The organism is Pedobacter sp. SL55 (assembly GCF_026625705.1).
In the GTDB taxonomy this organism is placed as follows: domain Bacteria; phylum Bacteroidota; class Bacteroidia; order Sphingobacteriales; family Sphingobacteriaceae; genus Pedobacter.
The window spans coordinates 2,450,235-2,469,251 of record NZ_CP113059.1; the positions used below are offsets into that span (position 1 = coordinate 2,450,235).

At 38.4% G+C, this 19,017-nt stretch carries 17 protein-coding genes; 2 read left to right on the top strand and 15 right to left on the bottom strand.

Features of this window, described 5'->3' with window-relative positions; translation table 11 throughout:
* Positions 1 to 87: 87 nt before the first annotated feature.
* The 11 genes from OVA16_RS11060 to OVA16_RS11110 all read right to left on the bottom strand — a co-directional run bounded on the left by OVA16_RS11060 (position 88) and on the right by OVA16_RS11110 (position 12,432).
* Positions 88 to 480: a c-type cytochrome gene (locus OVA16_RS11060; RefSeq protein WP_267759322.1), complete on the bottom strand. Its 393-nt coding sequence runs from the start codon at positions 478 to 480 to the stop codon at positions 88 to 90.
* A 50-nt stretch (positions 481 to 530) separates the two neighbouring features.
* Positions 531 to 1,583 carry a sugar phosphate isomerase/epimerase family protein gene (locus OVA16_RS11065; protein ID WP_267759324.1) on the bottom strand — a complete coding sequence of 351 codons (1,053 nt, stop codon included), beginning with the start codon at positions 1,581 to 1,583 and terminating at the stop codon, positions 531 to 533.
* Between the two features lie 136 nt (positions 1,584 to 1,719).
* Positions 1,720 to 2,877, bottom strand: a complete 1,158-nt coding sequence (locus OVA16_RS11070; protein WP_267759326.1) for a Gfo/Idh/MocA family protein — start codon at positions 2,875 to 2,877, stop codon at positions 1,720 to 1,722.
* Positions 2,878 to 2,955: 78 nt separating this feature from the next.
* Positions 2,956 to 4,659, bottom strand: coding sequence for a GMC oxidoreductase (locus OVA16_RS11075; protein WP_267759328.1), 1,704 nt, complete (start codon positions 4,657 to 4,659; stop codon positions 2,956 to 2,958).
* 36 nt (positions 4,660 to 4,695) lie between these two features.
* Complete coding sequence (locus OVA16_RS11080) at positions 4,696 to 5,280, bottom strand: gluconate 2-dehydrogenase subunit 3 family protein (protein ID WP_267759335.1); 585 nt, start codon at positions 5,278 to 5,280, stop codon at positions 4,696 to 4,698.
* 169 nt (positions 5,281 to 5,449) lie between these two features.
* Entirely contained in the window at positions 5,450 to 6,538 is a 1,089-nt protein-coding gene (locus OVA16_RS11085; protein ID WP_267759337.1) for an SGNH/GDSL hydrolase family protein, read from the bottom strand.
* 137 nt (positions 6,539 to 6,675) lie between these two features.
* Entirely contained in the window at positions 6,676 to 7,578 is a 903-nt protein-coding gene (locus OVA16_RS11090; RefSeq protein ID WP_267759339.1) for a sugar phosphate isomerase/epimerase family protein, read from the bottom strand.
* Between the two features lie 57 nt (positions 7,579 to 7,635).
* Positions 7,636 to 8,730, bottom strand: a complete 1,095-nt coding sequence (locus OVA16_RS11095; RefSeq protein WP_267759341.1) for a TonB-dependent receptor domain-containing protein — start codon at positions 8,728 to 8,730, stop codon at positions 7,636 to 7,638.
* 39 nt (positions 8,731 to 8,769) lie between these two features.
* The gene (locus OVA16_RS11100) at positions 8,770 to 10,596 is read right to left on the bottom strand and encodes a carboxypeptidase-like regulatory domain-containing protein (RefSeq protein WP_267759343.1); all 1,827 of its coding nucleotides are present in this window, start codon (positions 10,594 to 10,596) and stop codon (positions 8,770 to 8,772) included.
* 218 nt (positions 10,597 to 10,814) lie between these two features.
* Entirely contained in the window at positions 10,815 to 11,837 is a 1,023-nt protein-coding gene (locus OVA16_RS11105; RefSeq protein WP_267759344.1) for a FecR family protein, read from the bottom strand.
* Positions 11,838 to 11,919: 82 nt separating this feature from the next.
* Entirely contained in the window at positions 11,920 to 12,432 is a 513-nt protein-coding gene (locus OVA16_RS11110; protein ID WP_267759345.1) for an RNA polymerase sigma-70 factor, read from the bottom strand.
* Between the two features lie 210 nt (positions 12,433 to 12,642).
* On the opposite strand from OVA16_RS11110, the gene OVA16_RS11115 reads away from it, so the two are divergent.
* Positions 12,643 to 13,587, top strand: coding sequence for an NAD-dependent epimerase/dehydratase family protein (locus tag OVA16_RS11115; protein ID WP_267759347.1), 945 nt, complete (start codon positions 12,643 to 12,645; stop codon positions 13,585 to 13,587).
* 71 nt (positions 13,588 to 13,658) lie between these two features.
* The gene (locus OVA16_RS11120) at positions 13,659 to 14,387 is read left to right on the top strand and encodes a YebC/PmpR family DNA-binding transcriptional regulator (RefSeq protein WP_267759350.1); all 729 of its coding nucleotides are present in this window, start codon (positions 13,659 to 13,661) and stop codon (positions 14,385 to 14,387) included.
* A gap of 329 nt (positions 14,388 to 14,716) precedes the next feature.
* On the opposite strand, the gene OVA16_RS11125 is transcribed toward OVA16_RS11120, so the two are convergent.
* From OVA16_RS11125 to bglX, 4 genes are all read right to left on the bottom strand, one after another.
* A complete protein-coding gene (locus tag OVA16_RS11125) occupies positions 14,717 to 15,184 on the bottom strand; it encodes a GyrI-like domain-containing protein (protein ID WP_267759352.1) in 468 nt (155 codons plus the stop codon).
* A gap of 91 nt (positions 15,185 to 15,275) precedes the next feature.
* Positions 15,276 to 15,734 carry a DUF1569 domain-containing protein gene (locus OVA16_RS11130; RefSeq protein ID WP_267759353.1) on the bottom strand — a complete coding sequence of 153 codons (459 nt, stop codon included), beginning with the start codon at positions 15,732 to 15,734 and terminating at the stop codon, positions 15,276 to 15,278.
* 63 nt (positions 15,735 to 15,797) lie between these two features.
* Positions 15,798 to 16,574: a prolyl oligopeptidase family serine peptidase gene (locus OVA16_RS11135; protein WP_267759354.1), complete on the bottom strand. Its 777-nt coding sequence runs from the start codon at positions 16,572 to 16,574 to the stop codon at positions 15,798 to 15,800.
* A 150-nt stretch (positions 16,575 to 16,724) separates the two neighbouring features.
* A complete protein-coding gene (gene bglX, locus OVA16_RS11140) occupies positions 16,725 to 19,013 on the bottom strand; it encodes a beta-glucosidase BglX (RefSeq protein ID WP_267759355.1) in 2,289 nt (762 codons plus the stop codon).
* Positions 19,014 to 19,017 lie beyond the last annotated feature (4 nt).

A 19,017-nucleotide genomic window follows, 5' to 3' on the forward strand; every position in this document is an offset into this window, starting at 1 on the left:
TTATATTTTGGTTTTTGGTTGGTTCATTTGTTCAATGGTTCATTAGGTCTTTATCTTTACTGATACCTGACCACTGATCCCTAGCCACTACTTTTTCAACGAAAGGATATATTTTGCCATTAATTTAGCATCGCTTTGCGAAATTTTTGGATGTGGTGTCATTGGAATTTTACCCCAAACGCCAGAGCCACCTTTAATGATTTTATCGGCAAGGTAGGTTATACTTTTATCGTTTTTAGGATACTTTTTAGCTACATCAGTGTAAGACGGGCCTATTAATTTATTGATTTTGTGGTGGCAACCGATACAGTCTGATTTAGCGATTAACAGCTCGCCGCCGCTCATTTGCATAGTTGCAATTTTAGGAATTGCAGGAGCAGCAATGGTTATTGCAGGTTCTGTTTTTGGTTCTGGTTTAAATGCTGATAATGAAGCAACGAATACTGATGTTACTCCAAGAATTAAAAGAGTTCGTTTCATGTGTGTGTGTTTTAAGTTAAAAGTATAAAGTAAAAAGTTAAAACAAAAAATTATAGACCAAGTATTTTTTTATTAAAAGTGGCATCGCTTCCGGCAGCGGCAAAATCATCAAATGCTTTATCGGTTACGTTAATGATATGTTTTTTGATAAACTCGGCACCTTCACGAGCACCATCTTGTTGGTTTTTAATGCAACATTCCCATTCCATAACGGCCCAACCTTTATAATCGTATTGTGCTAATTTACTGAAAATGGTTTTGAAATCTACCTGGCCATCTCCTGGCGAACGGTAACGGCCTGCACGGTTAGCCCAACTTTGGTAGCCGCCAAAAGTTCCTTGTCTTCCTGTAGGGTTAAACTCCGAATCTTTTACGTGGAAAGCTTTGATCCTTTCGTGATATAAATCGATGTATTGGATGTAATCTAATTGCTGCAATACAAAGTGTGATGGATCGTAAAGCAAACAGGCTCTAGGATGTTGATTTACTTTATCCAAGAACATTTCGTAAGTAACACCATCAAACAAGTCTTCACCTGGATGAATTTCATAGCAAACATCTACGCCACAATTATCAAATTCGTTTAAGATTGGTAACCAACGTTTGGCTAACTCGGTAAAAGCCTCGTCTACCAAACCATCTGGGCGTTGCGGCCAAGGGTGGAAGAATTGCCATAACAAGGAACCACTAAATGTAGCGTGAGCATTTAATCCTAAATTTTGGGAAGCTTTTGCTGCGTATTTTAATTGTTGTATAGCCCATTCTGTACGTGCTTTTGGATTATTCTTCACTTCTGGCGCTGCAAAAGCATCGAACAGTTCGTTATAAGCAGGGTGTACCGCCACTAACTGACCTTGCAAGTGCGTAGAAAGTTCGGTAATTTTTAAACCGTGTACAGCTACTTTGCCAGTCAGCTCATCAGCATAGGTTTTACTTTCTGCGGCTAGTTTCAAATCAATAAACCGAGTGTCTAAGGTTGGCATTTGTATGCCTTTAAAACCTAAATCGGCTGCCCATTTACAAATCGAATCTAAGGAGTTGAAAGGTGCTTCATCACTGATGAATTGTGCTAAAAATACTGCAGGTCCTTGTATGGTAGTCATTTGTTCTTTTCGTTGTTCGTTTTTCGCTCTTGGTTGGTTGTTCTTAGTTCTTCGCTATGCGTTCTCCGTTCTCCGTTCTCCGCTCTCTGTTGTTCAGTAAACTGATACCCAACCACTGAGATACCTAATCTCTTGTTTATACTATAAAATCATGCCATTTTTTGTCAGATTCGCTTGAGGCTACTGCATTTTCAATGAGTGCCATGCCTCTTACACCATCATAAACGTTAGGGAAATCTAACATCTGTGGCGTTGGTTCTTCGTTATTTATTTTTGCTGCTAAGGTTAATGCAAAGTTTCTGTAAATGTTGGCAAAAGCTTCCAATAATCCTTCTGGGTGACCTCCTGGAGTTCTGGTATTGTGTTTAGCGAAATCGCCTAAATAACTACCGCCAGCTCTGTAAATTTCGGTAGGTTTATTTAACCATTTAACCAACAAAGTATTTGGCTCGTGTTGGAACCATTCTAAGCCCCCTTTTTCTCCATAAATCCTAATATTAAGCGCATTTTCTTCGCCAGCGGCAATTTGCGATGCAATTAAAACACCGTTGGCACCGTTGTCGAATTTCAATAAGATATTTCCATCATCATCAATGGTTCTACCTTCTACAACAATATTCAAATCGGCACAAATTTGAGTGATTTTTAAGCCAGAAATATATTCGGCTAAATGCGCAGCGTGAGTACCGATATCGCCAATACAACCGCTTTTGCCCGATTTTTTAGGGTCTGTACGCCAAGCCGCTTGTGCATTTCCTTCTCGCTCACTTAAAGTATTTAGCCAACCTTGTGGATATTCTACAATGATTTTTCTGATTTTACCTAAAGCGCCATCCTTTACCATTTCTTTGGCCTGTTTTACCATTGGATAGCCCGAGTAGGTGTGAGTTAGGCATAAAGTTAGCCCAGTTTCTTCCACTTTTTGTTGTAGCAATTTTGCTTCTTCTAAAGTTAAAGTCATTGGTTTTTCTATTACTACGTTAAAACCGTGCTCTAAAGCCATCATTGCCGGGGCAAAGTGAGCAAAGTTTGGCGTCACAATAGTGATAAAGTGAATTCTCTTATCTTCAGGAAGTTCACTTTCTTTTTTGATCATTTCTTCGTAATTGAGATAAATTCTATCTTCTGGAAGAAATAACATTTTTCCTGATTCTAAGGCAGTTTCCGGATTAACGCTCAATGCGCCACAGCAAAGCTCAATTAACCCATCCATATTAGCAGCAATACGGTGTACAGCGCCGATGAATGCATCTTTGCCGCCGCCAATCATGCCCATTCTTATTTTTTCTTTCATGTTATTGAGGTATTAGGTTTAAGGTGTTAGGTATAAGTACTATTTGCCCTAAACCCTAACACCTAGTACCTTTTTCCTTTATAAGTTTCCTTTTTTCAATTCTTTTACCGCAAAATCTGCTGCACGGGCTGTTAGCGCCATAAACGTTAACGAAGGATTTTGACATCCGATAGATGGCATACATGCACCGTCGGTAACAAAAACATTTTTCACTTCGTGCATTTGGTTCCACTCGTTAAGCACCGAAGTTTTAGGGTCTTTACCCATTCTTGCGGTTCCCATTTCGTGGATAGCCATACCAGGATAGCAGTCGTTATCGTAAGTTTTGATGTTTTTAGCACCTGCAGCTTCAAGCATTTCGGCAGCATCATTCATCATATCTTGACGCATTTTTTTCTCGTTCTCTTTGTATTCGCAGTCTATTGCCAATACCGATTGTCCCCATTTATCTTTTTTAGAATGGTCGATATAAGCACGGTTTTCGTAGTAAGGTAGCATTTCGCCAAAACCTCCCATACCCATTTTCCACGCTCCTGGTGTAGTCATTTTTTGTTTAAAGTCTGCACCAAAAGCTAATTCGGCTACATCGTTTTGCCAGTTTTGTCTCGAAGCACTTCCTTGATAACCGAAACCTCTTAGGTAATCGCGTTTATCGCTACCTACGTTTCTAAAACGAGGAATGTAGAAACCATTTGCACGACGGCCGTAGGTGTAAAACTTATCGAAACCTTCAAACTCGCCATTAGCGCCACAACGGAAATGATGATCCATTAAGTTGTGCCCTAATTGGCCGCTGCCGTTTCCTAAACCGTTAGGGTGCGCCTCTGAAGTTGAGTTTAATAAAATGAAAGTAGTGCCTAAAGTAGAACCGTTTACGAAAACGATTTTGGCATAAAACTCCATGGTTTTGTTGGTTAAAGCATCAATTACCGCTACACCTTTTGCTTTTTTGGTATCTTTATCGTAAATGATATGGTTTACGATAGAATAAGGGCGAAGGGTTAAATTTCCAGTTTCTACTGCTGCGGGTAGGGTAGAAGATTGTGTGCTGAAATAAGCACCAAAAGGACAGCCACGACTACATAAATTGCGGTATTGGCAATTACCTCTGCCATTGTGAGGCACGGTTAAGTTCGCTACACGACCAATAGTTAACAAGCGTTCGTTGCCCCATTTTTGTTTGATACTTTCTTTTACCGATTTTTCAACGATGTTTAAATCCATTGGCGGAAGAAACTGCCCATCAGGTAAAATACCTTCTAAACCTTCGTTTTGCCCGCTAATGCCCGCAAATCTCTCGGTATAATCGTACCAAGGTGCTAAATCTTTATATCTGATAGGCCAATCGTTGCCGTAGCCATCTTTAGCATTTTCTTCGAAGTTAACATCTCCAAAGCGGTAGCTCTGGCGGCCCCACATCAACGATTTTCCACCCACGTGAAAACCTCTGTACCAGTCAAATCTTTTAACTTCCGTATAAGGACATTCCAAATCGTTTACCCACCATTTTTCGGTTACTTCGTTGTAAGGGTAATCTCTTTTTTGCACAGGGTGAGTTCTTTTCATCTCCTCAGTTAACCTGCCTGCGTGTTTTACATCCCAAGGGTTTTTCATTGCGCCATCGTAATCTTTAATGTGCTCAATGTTCATCCCTCTTTCTAGCATTAATACTTTTAAACCTTTTTCGGTTAGTTCTTTAGCAGCCCAACCACCACTTATACCCGAACCTACTACAATTGCATCGTAAGTATTTTCGGCCTTTAGATTTATATTTAAGTTCATTTTGTTCGTTCTGTTTTGTTTAGGGGAAGAAGTTAATTAGGTAGCCCAAGATCTTTGACCCGGCTTTAATGGATAGGCACCATCGTAACTTCCAGGTATCATTAAATACTCACGAGCTTGGGTACATCCAATTTCCGAAGAAAAATAACCTAAAGAAGTTAAATCTCTCACTACAGTGAAGAAGTAAGTGATGTCTGCTTTTTCTGGAAGCTTATTAGATTTTTGGTCTAACGTTTCTTGTCTAAGCGTGGTTAACATTTTCTTACGTTCTGCTAGAGGAATTAACGCAAAACTTTTGTTGTAGGTTTTTTTTGCTCTTGCTTCAAAAGCCGCTAATCCGTTGTAGAAAGATTGTTGCTGTTTAGCAGGGTAACAATCTTTAATCATCATAGGGATAAATTTGCCTACGCCTGCTGCTTTTGCCCCAGGAGATGATTTGGTGGTTGGGATAATTACATCCGCAATTTCGGTAAGTGCTTTTAGTTGTTCTGCCGTAAAGGTAACTGCATTTTTTTCTGCTTCAGGTATGGTATAACTACTGAACAAGATATCCGTTGTTCCAGCAGAAATAGCGGTTCCTAGAAGGATGGCTACATTTCTGAGTGCTGCTCTTCTGTCCATATTCTGGTTTAATTTTGGTTTCTAAGTGTGATTTTTACACTATATGTAAAATGTAATTATAGCAATTATATATCTTGTTGTCAATGCTTGTGATAAAATTGGTACAATATTGTTGGCTAATTCTAACTCTTTTATCAGATTTTAAACTTTTTGTTAGTTAAAACTTCACTTATTTGATGTTATACTGACCCAAAATCTTAGTGATTTGTGGTCCCAATTGTGCTGCCATCCTGTAAAAACCTAAGTCGTTTGGATGTACGCCGTCTGTACTTGCATCATGGTCATCGCCTAAAAGGTTCTCTGATGTAATTAAATACAAATCTTTTACACCTGCACTTTTTAAACGGTTGAAAGCAGCGGTTATTTCCACGTTCTGTTGTTTTACTCTTTCTTTGACCTCCAAATCGAAATTTCCTTGTTCTCTAAATATCGATTGTATCAAAATAATAGGCGCTTTGGTATGTTTTGCTCTAACGGTTTTAACAAAATCTTCGGCTCTTTCCTTAATTTGTTGTGGCGATGGATTGGGTACGCAATCTAATATAAAAGCATCTGCCTCGATATCACTTACCATTTTGGCTGCAGATTTTTCCATCTTGGCATTGCCGCTTATACCCAAATTCATAAAGTACAATCCTGTGCTTCTTGATAGGATAGCAGGGTAAGCCATGCCTGGTCTACCAGCCGATGCACCATGAACAATGCTAGAACCGTATATCACTACCCGTTTTCTAAAAGGATTGTTTAAACTCACAATACTACTTCCCGCTTCCACACCAATTTCTAAGCTTTTCAATTCGTCATACAACGGCAAAAAAATCATGCATTCTTTTTCGGTGTTATCCATAGCTTTAACCAGTGTAAATTCGCTACAAATATTACTACTAGGCCTGCCAACACCAGCAAATTGCCATTTGCCATCTCTTTTAATGTAAAGGTCTAGTCCTTTTTGGGCAATAAGTGTCATGTTGTTGCCCGGCTTTTTATCGGTTACGCACCATTTTGCACTAATGGATTTGCTATTTGTTTTAAAAACTATGGCTAAACCTGCCGAATGTGTTAGTAGGTTTTTAACCGTTGCTGGCAACTCATTGTAAGTGGCAGTGTCTGCTCTGTGGTATTGTTGTTGGTTGTTAAATGCTTTTCCATACAAATAAAATTTACGGGCATCGTAATAGGTAATTTCCGATTTTTGTGCGTAGCCAATAAAATGGCAACAGAAAAATAATATAAATGCGCAAACAGTTTTAAGTCTCATGGCCTGTGTTTTTATTTTTTTATGGATAAACTATATTTTTATGCTGCAATAAAAATAAAGTAATTGACCACATGAACGAAATTTATAACAACATTTATGTTTTAAACAAAATAAAATGAAGTTGTTTTTTGTTTCGTTTATTTCAATAGGTTGTTGTTTATGTAATTGAAGCTTTCGGTTATGCTTTCAAATGGATCTTTCTTAATTAAATCTTGTTCTACAAAAATGTACTTGTTTCCTGCTAGTTTTCTATTTTCGAATATCGTTTTATAATCAATTCTGCCTGTACCCACCTCGGTAAAAACTTTACTGTCATTTTTATCCATATCTTTTACATGCCACATCGCAAAGCGACCTTCGTTTTGTTTGAATAAGGTAATTGGATCTATACCAGCATTTACTACCCAGAAAATATCCAATTCAAATTTTAACAGTTTTACATCAGTTTCTTTGAGTAGGATATCGAAACCTGTTTGTTTATTTTCTAGCGGTACAAATTCGAAAGCGTGGTTATGATAAGCCAAAGTTAATCCGTTGCTTTTGCATAACTCTCCAGCTTTATTGAAAAGGTCTGCCATTTTTTTATAGCCATCTACTGTACCATTTTGCCTCACATTTGGCGCCATCGCCGGTATGGTATAGTATTTTTGCGATAGGGTATTGGCTACTTCTATTTGTTGCTTTAAAATATCGGTGTTACCATCAGTTAGGTATTGCATTGTATTGTAGTGGCCACTACCAGATTTTAATCCGTAAGTTTTTAGCAATTGTGCTAGTTCTTTTGCATCTAAGCCCCAAAATCCTTTGCCCGACATTTTTTCGCCGTAGCCGTAAAAGGTTTCTACTTGTTTAAAACCTATATCTGCAATTCTTTTTAAGGTAAGTTTTACGTCTTTATTTAGCTGTTCGCGAACGGTAAATAATTGGATGCCGATTTCTTGTTTGCTATCTAGTAAAACGTTATTGAATAGGGAAGGGGTAATCAAAAGTCCGGCAAAGCCGATACCTGATTTTTTTATAAAATCTCTTCTGGAAGTCATGGTGTTTTGAGTTGAAAAAGCCGAACCTTTTGGTTCGGCTTTGTATTAAAAATATAACTAGAAGGAATATGCTAAAGATCCGAAGAACGTTCTTTGCAATAAGGTTCTGCCAATCATTAGCGTGCCAGGAGCCACATTGGCAAAGTCGCGGAACTGATCTCCCCTAACATCGCCTTCGGTTAATACCCTGGCATTGGTTAAGTTATCGGCCCAAACTCTAAAAGCTAATGTTTTGGTGAAGTTATAACCAGCACCAGCTTTCATTACTACGTAAGCAGGCAATTTGTAGCTTTCTGCTGGTGAAGTAAATCGGTTTCCAACATAATTTGCAGCAACAAATAAATTGAATTTCTGAATGTCTAATGTTCCAGAGAGTTCTGTATTTAGCGAAGGAACTCGTTCTGTCCTGTTGCCAGTGAAACTGTATACTCTGTCGCCATACTCTGCCGCTACCGCCGCGTTTCTGCTGGTAGGTGCAGAGTAGTCTGTGTATCTAGAGTCTTGAACGGTACCTGTCCACCTTAATGTTAACGGTTTCACTAATTTATAAGAAACTTCCCATTCTGCACTCCAAGTTCTGGTAGAACCAAAGGCAATTAAAGATTGTAAACCTGCTGCTGTAGTTGGTACGTTGATAGTTAAAGAAGCGTTTTTGATGGTTGAGTAACTTCCAGAAGCGAAAACACCTAAGTTGTTTTTAGCATATTTATAACCCACTTCTGCTAAATAAACTGGTCGGCTTTTAATATTATCAGGATTGTAAGCTGAAGCATTGTAATCTCCAATGTTTGGCATATTATACGCTTTTGTAACTCTCACAAAAGTGCTTGCTGTAGGACTAACTTTGTAATTAGCGCCAATTGACGCAGCCCAATTGGTGGTGGTGATGTTATAATCGGTGTAACCTAAAATGTTTGGCGATGATGCTGCTGAGATATTTGGACTGCCGTTGGCCAGTAATCCATAATAAGGTCTTCTGCCATCCACGTTTTGATTATCTAAACGTAAGCCTAAGTCTAAACGTAGTTTTTCGGAAATTTTCCACTCATCACCACCGTACAAAGATAGGGCACGAGTATCGCCAATTACTGTTGTTTTGGTTTGAACCGTTCTGCCATTAGCAGTTGTAGGGGTGGCCGTGGTAACTAGCAAACGTGGCTTCTCTTTAAATTCCGATTGTGTTCTGAAAGCTTAACGCAAATCATCTCTGTTGTACTGATGGATACCTGTTCCGAAAAACAAGGCATGATCTTTTACTTGCTTTTTAAAATCGAGGTAATTTACAATTTGTACATCACGGTTTAACTGAGCATTAGAGGCTGTGGTAATTACTTGGTCGCTGGCTGAGAAAGGAGCGGCCGTACCATCTATATAATAGTATTGCGTTGCAGCGGCACGGGCAGCAATACCATTTGGTGCCGAATAATTTGCATCGGTAGCTGTTTTTTGATATTTGAAAGTATTGTTTATTCTCCAACCGTTATCCGTTGTGTAATTGAACTGCACAGCACCTGAGCCAAGCTTGGTATGCATACCTTGCTCTAGGTTGAAATTATAGCTATTACCGCTGTAGGCATCTGTAAATGCCCATTTAGTATCTATTGGCGACATGGACATGGTTACCATATCAAATCCCTTATAGGTGGTTGGTTTTCCCGTACCATCATAAGGGTAGTAACTGGTTAGTAAAAATTGGGTAATATCGTTTAGGTATTTACCGTATAATCTGATAAATCCCTTTTTGTTTTTGAAACCGAAAGTAACATTACCTTTTACTTGTCCACCCACATTAGCAGGGCTATAGCCTGGATCAACCACACCTTGATCTGTTCTGTAAAAACCACCAATGTTGTATTTTACATTCTCGCTAATGGCACCGCCAGTGTTCCCATCAAAACGATACAGACCTTGTGAAAAACCAGAGGTAAGCTTAAAAGAACCGTATTGCTGATCGGCACCTGTATAAGTCAAATTATTCACCACTGCACCAGGCGTATTGTATTGCAGAATGGATGCATTACCCCCTCTAATAGCTTCAATGTTTTGTATCGTTAAGTCGGTTTTATAGTATTGATCTACAGACGGGTTGGTATTAAAACCAGTAGGTAATAGTGGTAAACCATCTTCTTGGATGCCTAAGTAGATATAACCACCTTGTTGTGGAAACCCACGTACCCATACGTTACCCGGGCCATCGCCACCAGCATTTTCTACGGTTAAACCTGGAATAGCTTTTAATAAATCGGTACTGTTAAGTGGTGCACGGTTTACGATATCTTTTCTACTTACCGAGGTTAAGGCCACACTCGATTCTAGTTTAGTTTTCGGGTTGCCGCCTCCAGTTACTACTACGCCTTCTAACTGTAAGTTGTCTTCAGATAAAGCAACATCTAAAGTTTTGTTTTCATCTCTTATATCTACGGTAACTTCTTTAGAAATAAAGCCCACATAAGTAACCACAATGGTATAACTCCCAGCTTCCAATTTCTTGATGACGAATTTACCGTTAGCATCTGTAGTTGCACCAGTAGTTGTACCTTTGATTTGTACACTTGCACCCACAATGGGGCCACCTTTGCCATCAGTTACTGTTCCGATAATTACACCATCTCTACGCATTTCTGGCCTTGGCAATATCAATCCATTTTCTTTAGCAGCGCTGATAGAATACAATAAAATTATATCATCCACTACTTTAAAGCCTACATCGTGAGGTTCTAAATAATCGTTTAATAAATCGCCTAGTTTTTGTTTGTTCGCATTAATAGATATTTTTCTTAATGCATCTATAGATTTTGGACTGTAAACAAATTTTACACTCGTTAATAATTCAATTTTATCGATAATAGATTTTATATTCTGATTTTTTGCGGAAAGCGTTATTTCTTTGTCTAAAGCGCCCTGAGCCTTCACGCTGTAGGCAGAGGCAGCGAAAGAAAAGATAGCAAGAATTAAAAATTGATATAAAGAAATCCGCATAGCAAGTTTAGCTAATGAAATAATTTCATTTTTTTTCATAACTTAGTTTTTTGTGTTCGTTAAAGAGAAATTTCGGGCATAAAAAATACGCATGATATTAGTACTTGTGCTTAACCGGCAATGCGCACCATTGTCGGTTTTTTTGTATCATATCATTAAATAATCGAGAAGTAGTCGATTTCTTAGCCTAAGAGGAGTTTTGTAGAGATTTGTGGTTCATAATTGAAGGATTTAATATTTGGTTATTTGTTCATTGATTAGTTACAGGTACCACCTTTGATGTAGATGGTAGTTTGTTCGGTAGCGTAAGTGCCAGAAATAGATTGACAAATTAAGTTCAGTTGTTCTTTCAGTTCTTTGTTGCTAATGTCGCCAGTAAACGTACATTTTTTTAGTTCGTCGTTGGTAAGCTTAATCTCAATGCCATAGGTTTTAGAAATCATAGCGAAAACTTTGTCTAAAGGCGTGTCGTAAAATTTCTGACTTTCTATTGAGTTTGTCGGTTTAGGCAAATCATAAGCTTCATATAGCGGCAAAGGTTTTTCTATAATTGAAGTTTGTAATTTTTTATCTTCTTTATCAAAAGCTACCATTTGGTTGGCAGTAATTAAAACTTTGGGATAATTCGTCTTCTGACCAAGCAACGAGGCGTGAATATTCTCTTTTACCATTACCTTTCCATTTTTCACGGCTACTTCGGCAGATTTTTCAGTTTCTTTAATGTAGAAACTAGTGCCAAATACTTTTACAATGATATCTTTATTGTGAACGTAAAAAGGTTTTTGTGGGTTATGAGAGATTTTAAAGAAAGCATCGCCATTTAAAAAAACTTCTCTTTTAGCACCAGCAAAATGGCTTGGGTATTCGATCCTTGCACCTGGGTTAAGCGTAACTACAGACAAATCGCTTAATACTAATTCTACCGTTTTATCTGTATTGTTTTTATAAGTTGATAAAGAAGAGTAAGAAACTGCTTTTTTGAAATACCTCTCGCTGTTGTTATAATTTGCTAAGAATAGAATGCCACTAACCAATAAAATAATAATAGAAGCAGCAATGCTGATGTATTTCCATCTCGAAGAAAGCTTAACAGTTTTTACCTGCGGTGTAACATTTTCCCAAATGCGATTGTGCATGGCGTTAAGCTCCAGATCAGAAAGCTGTTGATCATAATCCTGACCAAGCATATCATACCACTCCTCCACCATTTTCTTTTCGGTTTCGGTACAGGTGTTAGATTGATATCTACTAAGCAAATTTAAAAATGATGTTTTGCTCATAATATTTGGTTATATAAAGTAAGTCACTTAAACAGGGTATATCCCTAAAGGAAAATTAAAATAATTTTTAAATAGCTGATATTCAGTTATAAAAAAAAATAGAAAGCACACCTTTTTTTAGGAATTGGCGTAGCCATTTTAAAGATTGGGTAATGTGATATTCTACCGCTTTTTCTGATATGTTAAGCTTAGAGGAAATCTCTTTATTGCTATGGTGTTGCATTCTACTTAGCCTAAAAACCTCTTGTGTTTTTTCTGGGAGGTGGTTTAAAGCAAGTTCAACTTGTTGCGAAAGTTCTTTCTCTTCAAAGTTTTGTAGGGCGGTATCTTCGGTTATTGGTGCGTTTACTTTAAGATAGTCTTCATACTTGTTTTGCACTACCAAAGAACGATAATGATTGATGATGCTGAATTTTAATGCAGTAAACAAATAGCTCTGCCCATTAACTACTTCTAATTTTTGTCTATTTTCCCAAAGAGAGATAAAGATATTCTGAACCAATTCTTCCGCAACAATTTTATCAGCTGTTTTGCTAAAAGCATGGCGCAATAAAAGCTTGGCATATTTATTATAAATAAGCTCATAGGCAAGCACATCATCTGCTTTTAAACGAAGAAAGTCTGGGTCTAACCTTCTTTATCAATTGACATCCGTTTGTTTTGTTATTTGGTTAGTGTAAAGCTATAGCAATTAAGAGTGTTTAGCGACCTTATTGCAAAATAATTTTTAATAGATAAATATCCGTTGTTCGGAAATTTCTAGGTTGCATTCATTTTTTTACCTTTGTCAAATTTTAATTTACAGATGACTGATAAAATACTGGTTTTAGGCTCAAATGGTCAGATAGGTACCGAATTGGTAACCGCACTTCGCGTTACTTATGGTAGCGATAACGTAGTAGCTTGCGATATTCGCAGACCAGATTACGAAATTAAAAATGCTGGTCCGTTTGAGTTTGTGAACGTATTAGATAAAGACATATTAAAGACCATTTTCGAGAAATATAAACCTACACAAGTTTATTTGTTAGCGGCTTTACTTTCAGCAACCGGAGAGCAAAATCCAAAATTAGCTTGGGATTTGAACATGAACGGCCTGCTAAATGTACTAGACTTGGCATTGGTTTACAAAACTGCAAAAGTTTACTGGCCAAGTTCTATCGCTGTTTTCGGTCCAAACTCTCCGAAAAATAAAACGCCACAGTTTTGCACCATGGATCCAAATACGGTTTATGGCATTAGTAAATTGGCAGGCGAGCGTTGGTGCGAGTATTATCATCAGAAATACGGTTTGGATGTGAGAAGTATCCGTTATCCTGGTTTAATAAGCTGGAAAGCAGCGCCAGGCGGTGGAACTACGGATTATGCCATTCATATTTTCCACGAAGCTTTGAAAAAAGGAAGTTACTCATCATTTTTATCGGCAGAAACAGAATTACCAATGATGTACATGGACGATGCCATTAGAGGTACGATTGAGTTAATGGATGCTCCAGCAGATCAGTTAAGCATTCGTTCTAGTTATAATTTTGGCGGAGTAAGTTTTACACCAGAAGTTTTAGCTGCAGAAATTAGGAAACACATTCCCGATTTTAAATTAACTTACGCAGAAAATGATCCAAGGCAGGATATTGCAAATAGTTGGCCAAAATCTATAGATGATAGTTTTGCAAGAAATGAATGGGGCTGGAAACCTGAGTTTGACATTGCAAAACTGACAGCAGATATGTTAATGAATTTAAAGAAATAAATAAGGTTTGAGGTTTAGGGTTTAAGGCATAAGGTCTCATATCTCATATCTCACATCTCAATACTAATAAAATGGGAAGAGCATTCGAATTTAGAAAAGAAAGAAAATTTAAGCGTTGGTCTAAAATGGCCGTGCAGTTTACACGTATTGGTAAAGATATTGTAATGGCGGTTAAAGAGTCTGGGCCAAACCCAGAAACCAACTCTCGCTTGCGTACTGCCATGCAAAATGCCAAGGCCGTAAATATGCCAAAAGATAGGGTAGAAGCGGCAATTAAGCGTGCTACCGATAAAACTTTGGCCAATTACGAAGAAATTGTGTACGAAGGTTACGCACCACACGGCGTAGCTGTTTTAATTGAAACTGCAACCGATAATACTAACCGTACCGTGGCTAACGTGCGTAGTTATTTCAACAAAACTAACGGTTCTTTGGGCAAAACCGGTTCTCTAGATTTTGTTTTTAACCGTAAATCTATTTTTAGGTTTGCCCCAACAGACGAGCTTGACTTAGAAGAATTAGAGTTCGAATTAATTGACGCAGGCTTAGAAGAGCTTTACGTAGAAGCTGACGAAGAAGGTAACGATGTGGTAGTGGCACAAGGTGCTTTCGAAAACTTTGGTTCGCTACAAAAAGCTTTGGAAGAAAAAGGTCTGGAATTGAAAAGTTCTAAATTAGAGCGTATCGCTTTATCTCACCACGAAGTAACTGAAGAGCAAGCTGCGGATGTGATGAAACTGATTGATAAGCTGGAAGAGGACGATGACGTTCAAGCGGTTTATCATAACATGGCCGAGTAATTACCTTTAGCAAATAACAAATGCGCCTCGTAGGTTTTAAATTTACGAGGCATTTTTATGTCTTAATATTTTTTGAAGCGCAAGGCCTGTACTCATCGGTTCCGAAAGTCCCGCTTTCCGCTTTATCCCGATCTAGCGTCGGGATGCTCGCTACTATCAGGGCTAATTTGGCAAATCATGTGCTGCCGTTTATGCTTTTACACTAATATAAGTTTCAAGCTTTGGCGGGCACACGCCAACCCTGGAGATTTGCTATGTTGGCGTGCCCGTTAACGTGTAAAAACCCTTTCGCCGAAAGTCCCTAGAGTAGATTGTGCTATTATCTATCTTTATTCTTTCACAGCAATATAGGTTTCTACTTCTGCGTGATCTCCATCGTAGTATTTTTTACCGTGGATGGTAAAGTCAGCTTTGTAAGAACGTTGCAGGTTTAGTTCATCATCGCCCCATATTTCTAGCCAAGTGTTAAAAACAGCTTCAGGCATTTTTCCTTTAGAAATGAACTTTTGGTAGGCTGTAGTTTCAATGGTAATGCCAACAAAACCGCTCGGAATATTTTCTAATGAACTTACTGCAGCCCCTATAACAGTAGTGTAAGGTTTGGTGAAATCTGTTTCGTAAGCTGTGTAAACAGCGTAAATGTCTTCGTTCAGTTTGTTAGGGATTTGCTTTTGAATTTCTTGTTCCCAAAATTTGCCCCATAACTTTTCAATATCTTTGGCAGATTGGCCATTTTCGTTGGTTGTTCTAATAGAAATACCGATAACGTAAAACTTCTGAATAATTTGATTGCTCATGTTCTTATTTTATAATTGAATACGGAGCAAACTTAAATCACACTTGTGACAACCCTATGTCAGTGCGGTTTTATAAACTTTGTTTTAAATATTAAACACCAAATTGCTTCAAATGATGATCTAAATGCTTGTAAAACATATTATTCCATTCGTTAGCGCTCAATGGGCCAAAAGAGTGCGACATTTTTCCATCAAAAATATAAGAACCCAGCACCTCTGTTTCGAGGATATAATCAATTAAGCGTTGTTTTTCTACTTCAAAGGCTTTCTCTTCGGTAATTAAAAATGCAGGCGCAGTTTTGTTGTTTTTTGGATAGGGCTTTGCACTTACCACTAGTCTTTTTACAAAATTTTTTAAGATAAAGCCCATTAAAAAGCCTGGCTTAGGATGTTGATCGGTATAAACCATCTCGTAAGTGACATTACAATGCGCTAACATTTGTGCAACATTCATTTTGCCCCATAAGGGTTGCGAATTTGGAGTTAGCTTGTTTATTCTTTCTATTACACCTTCGGTGACTTCTTTTGCAAAGATATTAGGTAGATCCATATTTTTTGTTGAGTCCATACATGGTGGAGACGCATAATAATGCGTCTTTACAGCATAGTTTCGCTATTTTTTATTTGACAACAGCCAAGGCAGCAGTTCTGGTTCTGCAAAAGCACTATCCCAGCTGTTGTGATTTGCCTTTAAATATAGTGTAAACTTAGCTTCGTTGCCTAATTTTTTTCTTTCTCGGTAAATGCCATACGAAAACTGAGGGGTAACCACATCGTCTAAGCCACCGTGAAAAATCCAAAGTGGAACGTGCTTGTATTTTTTTGTATTTGCAGGGTTATCGCCGCCACAAATCGCAAAAGCTGCGGCAAATGTTTTTGGTTTTCTTCTTAAAATTTCGAATGTGCCCATGCCGCCCATCGATAAGCCACCTACATAAATTCTGTTTGGATCTACAAATGTATTTTTAAAAAACTGATCTGTAAACTGAACTAACAAATCCATCGCCTTTGTAGGCTTACCACCTTTTACAAACGTGAAAAAACGTTTATTGCTTACTGTTTCAATCTCTACGTTAGCCCAATAACTATCTTGGCTGCATTGAGGGAAAATAGTAATCACTTCATTGCTGTTCCTAAAATTCTCATTCAAGAATAGTTTTCCGCCATTAGCCAGTTGTTTCTGGTTGTCGTTACCACTCTCTCCTCTACCATGAAGAAATAAGATTACTGGATATTGCTTACTCGCATCAAAGTTTTCTGGATACAGAATTCTGTACTTTAGTGTATCGCCGTTGGTAACAAATTCATCTTTTTTGTAAAGAGAAAGATCTTGAGCAAAGGCGGTAATGCTTAGGAAGAATAATACGAGGAATATGCTTGTTCTTTTCATGATGATAATTTTTTGTAAACTCATCCGTCCTTTCGAGCATAGCGAGAAATCTAGTCTCATGTTAGATTTCTCCTCATTCTTCGTCGAAAGGACGGAGTTAATCGCAAATTAAGATCTCTTCACTACGGTCGAGATGACGGCGTGCTTAAATTACTTTACCAATTTAAAATCTACCGCTTTTACATCTCTAGAATTTGTGCCTACAAAAGCTTTAAAATCTCCAGCTTCTGATACAAATTTCAATTGACTGTTGTAAAACCTCAACATCTCTTCTGATATTGCAAAGGTAACGGTTTTGGTTTCGCCGGGCTGTAAATTAATTTTTTGGAAACCTTTTAACTCTTTTACGGGACGGGTACTGGTACCAACTAAGTCGCGGATGTAAAGCTGTACCACTTCTTCTCCGGCAATAGAGCCGCTATTGGTTATCGTTGTAGTTATGTTAATTTTTTGTCCGGGTTTTAACGTACTACTGCTAATTTTTACATCGCCATAAGTAAAAGTAGTATAGCTTAAACCAAAGCCAAAAGGATATAAAGGGTCGTTAGTTACATCTAAATAATTAGACCAAAATCTGGTAAACCAAGGTTTGTCGCCAAGCGGTCGGCCAGTCATTTTATGTGCATAATATAATGGAATTTGCCCTACGTTTTGCGGAAAAGTCATAGTGATTTTACCCGATGGGTTTACATCGCCAAACAAAACATCGCCTATTGCTTTTGCAGCTTCTACACCACCGAACCATACATTTAAGATTGCTGGAACGTTGGCTTGCTCCCAAGTTAACGTCATTGGTCGGCCAGCAAACAACACCAAAACCACAGGTTTTCCAGTTTTCAATAAAGCTTCTAATAACCTCTTCTGCGTGTCTGGAATGCCAATATCGGTACGGCTAGAGCTTTCTCCACTCATTTCAGAAGCCTCGCCTAAGGCTGCAACCACTACATCAGCTTTTTCTGCAACTTTTACCGCCTCGGCAATGATTTCGCTTTCAGGTCTATTGTCACGAGGGATATCTCTACCATGTGCCGTTCCCCAAATTTGTTGGTTGGGGTCGCCAATTAAGTTTGAACCTAGTGCGTGTACAATTTTCACTTTATCGCCAGCTACTTGGGTTAAACCTTGCAATAGTGTAGGTACTTTAGACATATCAGCGTTTACGCTCCACGTGCCGGGCATGTTACTGGCAGTGTTGGCTAATGGGCCAACTAAAGCAATAGTTCCTTTTCTTTGTAGAGGTAAAGTTTGATTGTCGTTTTTTAACAATACAAAGGTTTTAGTTGCGGCTTGGCGGGCAAACTTCAGATTTTCGGCTGTTAAAATTTCTTTAGCTGCTCTTTCCTCGCTGCAATATTTAAAAGGATCATCAAATAAGCCTAACTTGTATTTGGCTTCTAAAATTAAGCGACAAGCCGAATTAATTTGAGCGATGGTTACCTTGCCTTCGTTAAGATTTTGTTTTAAGGTAGTTAAAAAACCTTCACTTACCATATCCATGTCTGTCCCTGCTTTTAGCGCCAAGCCAGATACAGTTTTCAAGTCACCTAAACCATGAGCAATAAGCTCGCTTACGCCAGTATAATCTGAGGCTACAAAGCCTTTAAAACCCCATTCTTTACGTAGTAAATCAGTTAATAACCATTTGTTTGCCGTTGCTGGAACACCATTGATATCATTAAAAGAAACCATTACACTACCAGCACCTGCATCAATTGCTGCTTTGTAAGGTGGTAGATATTCGTTGTACATTCTGTCGAAGCTCATATCGGTAGTGTTGTAATCTCTACCGCCTTCGGCTGCGCCATATAAAGCTAAATGTTTTACGCAAGCCATCATGGTGTTAATGGCTTTTAAATCATTGCCTTGATAACCTTTTACCATTACTTTTGCAATTTCTGAGCCCAAGAATGGATCTTCGCCACTACCTTCGGCTACACGTCCCCAACGTGGGTCGCGGGCCAGATCGACCATGGGCGAGAAAGTCCAGTTTAAACCATCTGCAGTTGCCTCTTGCGCAGCAATTCTAGCAGTTTTTTCTATCATTGGCAGATCCCAACTGGCGGCCAAAGCCAGTGGAATAGGGAAGGTGGTTTTGTAGCCATGTATCACATCCTGACCAAAAATCATCGGGATTTTTAAACGGCTGCGCATAGCGATCTCTTGTGCCTTGCGGATTTTTTGCGGCGTAGTTAAACTGAAGATACCTCCTACATCGCCTTTGGCAATTTTAGCTTCTACACCGGTACTAACCGCCGAACCAGTGGTAGCTTCGCCACCAGTAACCAAGTTTAACTGCCCAATTTTCTCATCAACCGTCATTTTAGACAAAAGGTTGTTGATGAAACTGTCCATCTTTTGTTTTTCAGTTGGCGCCGCTTTTTTCTGTGCAAAAGCGGGCAAAGTTAAAGCTAAGGTAAATGCTACGAATATTCTCTTCATGTAT

Excerpts from the sequence above, each read along its gene's own strand:
- OVA16_RS11080 (WP_267759335.1), bottom strand. The coding sequence starts at position 5,280 with ATGGACAGAAGAGCAGCACTCAGAAATGTAGCCATCCTTCTAGGAACC.
- OVA16_RS11115 (WP_267759347.1), top strand. The coding sequence starts at position 12,643 with ATGACTGATAAAATACTGGTTTTAGGCTCAAATGGTCAGATAGGTACC.
- OVA16_RS11065 (WP_267759324.1), bottom strand. The coding sequence starts at position 1,583 with ATGACTACCATACAAGGACCTGCAGTATTTTTAGCACAATTCATCAGT.
- OVA16_RS11125 (WP_267759352.1), bottom strand. The coding sequence starts at position 15,184 with ATGAGCAATCAAATTATTCAGAAGTTTTACGTTATCGGTATTTCTATT.
- OVA16_RS11120 (WP_267759350.1), top strand. The coding sequence starts at position 13,659 with ATGGGAAGAGCATTCGAATTTAGAAAAGAAAGAAAATTTAAGCGTTGG.
- OVA16_RS11135 (WP_267759354.1), bottom strand. The coding sequence starts at position 16,574 with ATGAAAAGAACAAGCATATTCCTCGTATTATTCTTCCTAAGCATTACC.
- bglX (WP_267759355.1), bottom strand. The coding sequence starts at position 19,013 with ATGAAGAGAATATTCGTAGCATTTACCTTAGCTTTAACTTTGCCCGCT.
- OVA16_RS11085 (WP_267759337.1), bottom strand. The coding sequence starts at position 6,538 with ATGAGACTTAAAACTGTTTGCGCATTTATATTATTTTTCTGTTGCCAT.
- OVA16_RS11060 (WP_267759322.1), bottom strand. The coding sequence starts at position 480 with ATGAAACGAACTCTTTTAATTCTTGGAGTAACATCAGTATTCGTTGCT.
- OVA16_RS11070 (WP_267759326.1), bottom strand. The coding sequence starts at position 2,877 with ATGAAAGAAAAAATAAGAATGGGCATGATTGGCGGCGGCAAAGATGCA.
- OVA16_RS11100 (WP_267759343.1), bottom strand. The coding sequence starts at position 10,596 with ATGAAAAAAAATGAAATTATTTCATTAGCTAAACTTGCTATGCGGATT.
- OVA16_RS11130 (WP_267759353.1), bottom strand. The coding sequence starts at position 15,734 with ATGGATCTACCTAATATCTTTGCAAAAGAAGTCACCGAAGGTGTAATA.
- OVA16_RS11090 (WP_267759339.1), bottom strand. The coding sequence starts at position 7,578 with ATGACTTCCAGAAGAGATTTTATAAAAAAATCAGGTATCGGCTTTGCC.
- OVA16_RS11105 (WP_267759344.1), bottom strand. The coding sequence starts at position 11,837 with ATGAGCAAAACATCATTTTTAAATTTGCTTAGTAGATATCAATCTAAC.
- OVA16_RS11075 (WP_267759328.1), bottom strand. The coding sequence starts at position 4,659 with ATGAACTTAAATATAAATCTAAAGGCCGAAAATACTTACGATGCAATT.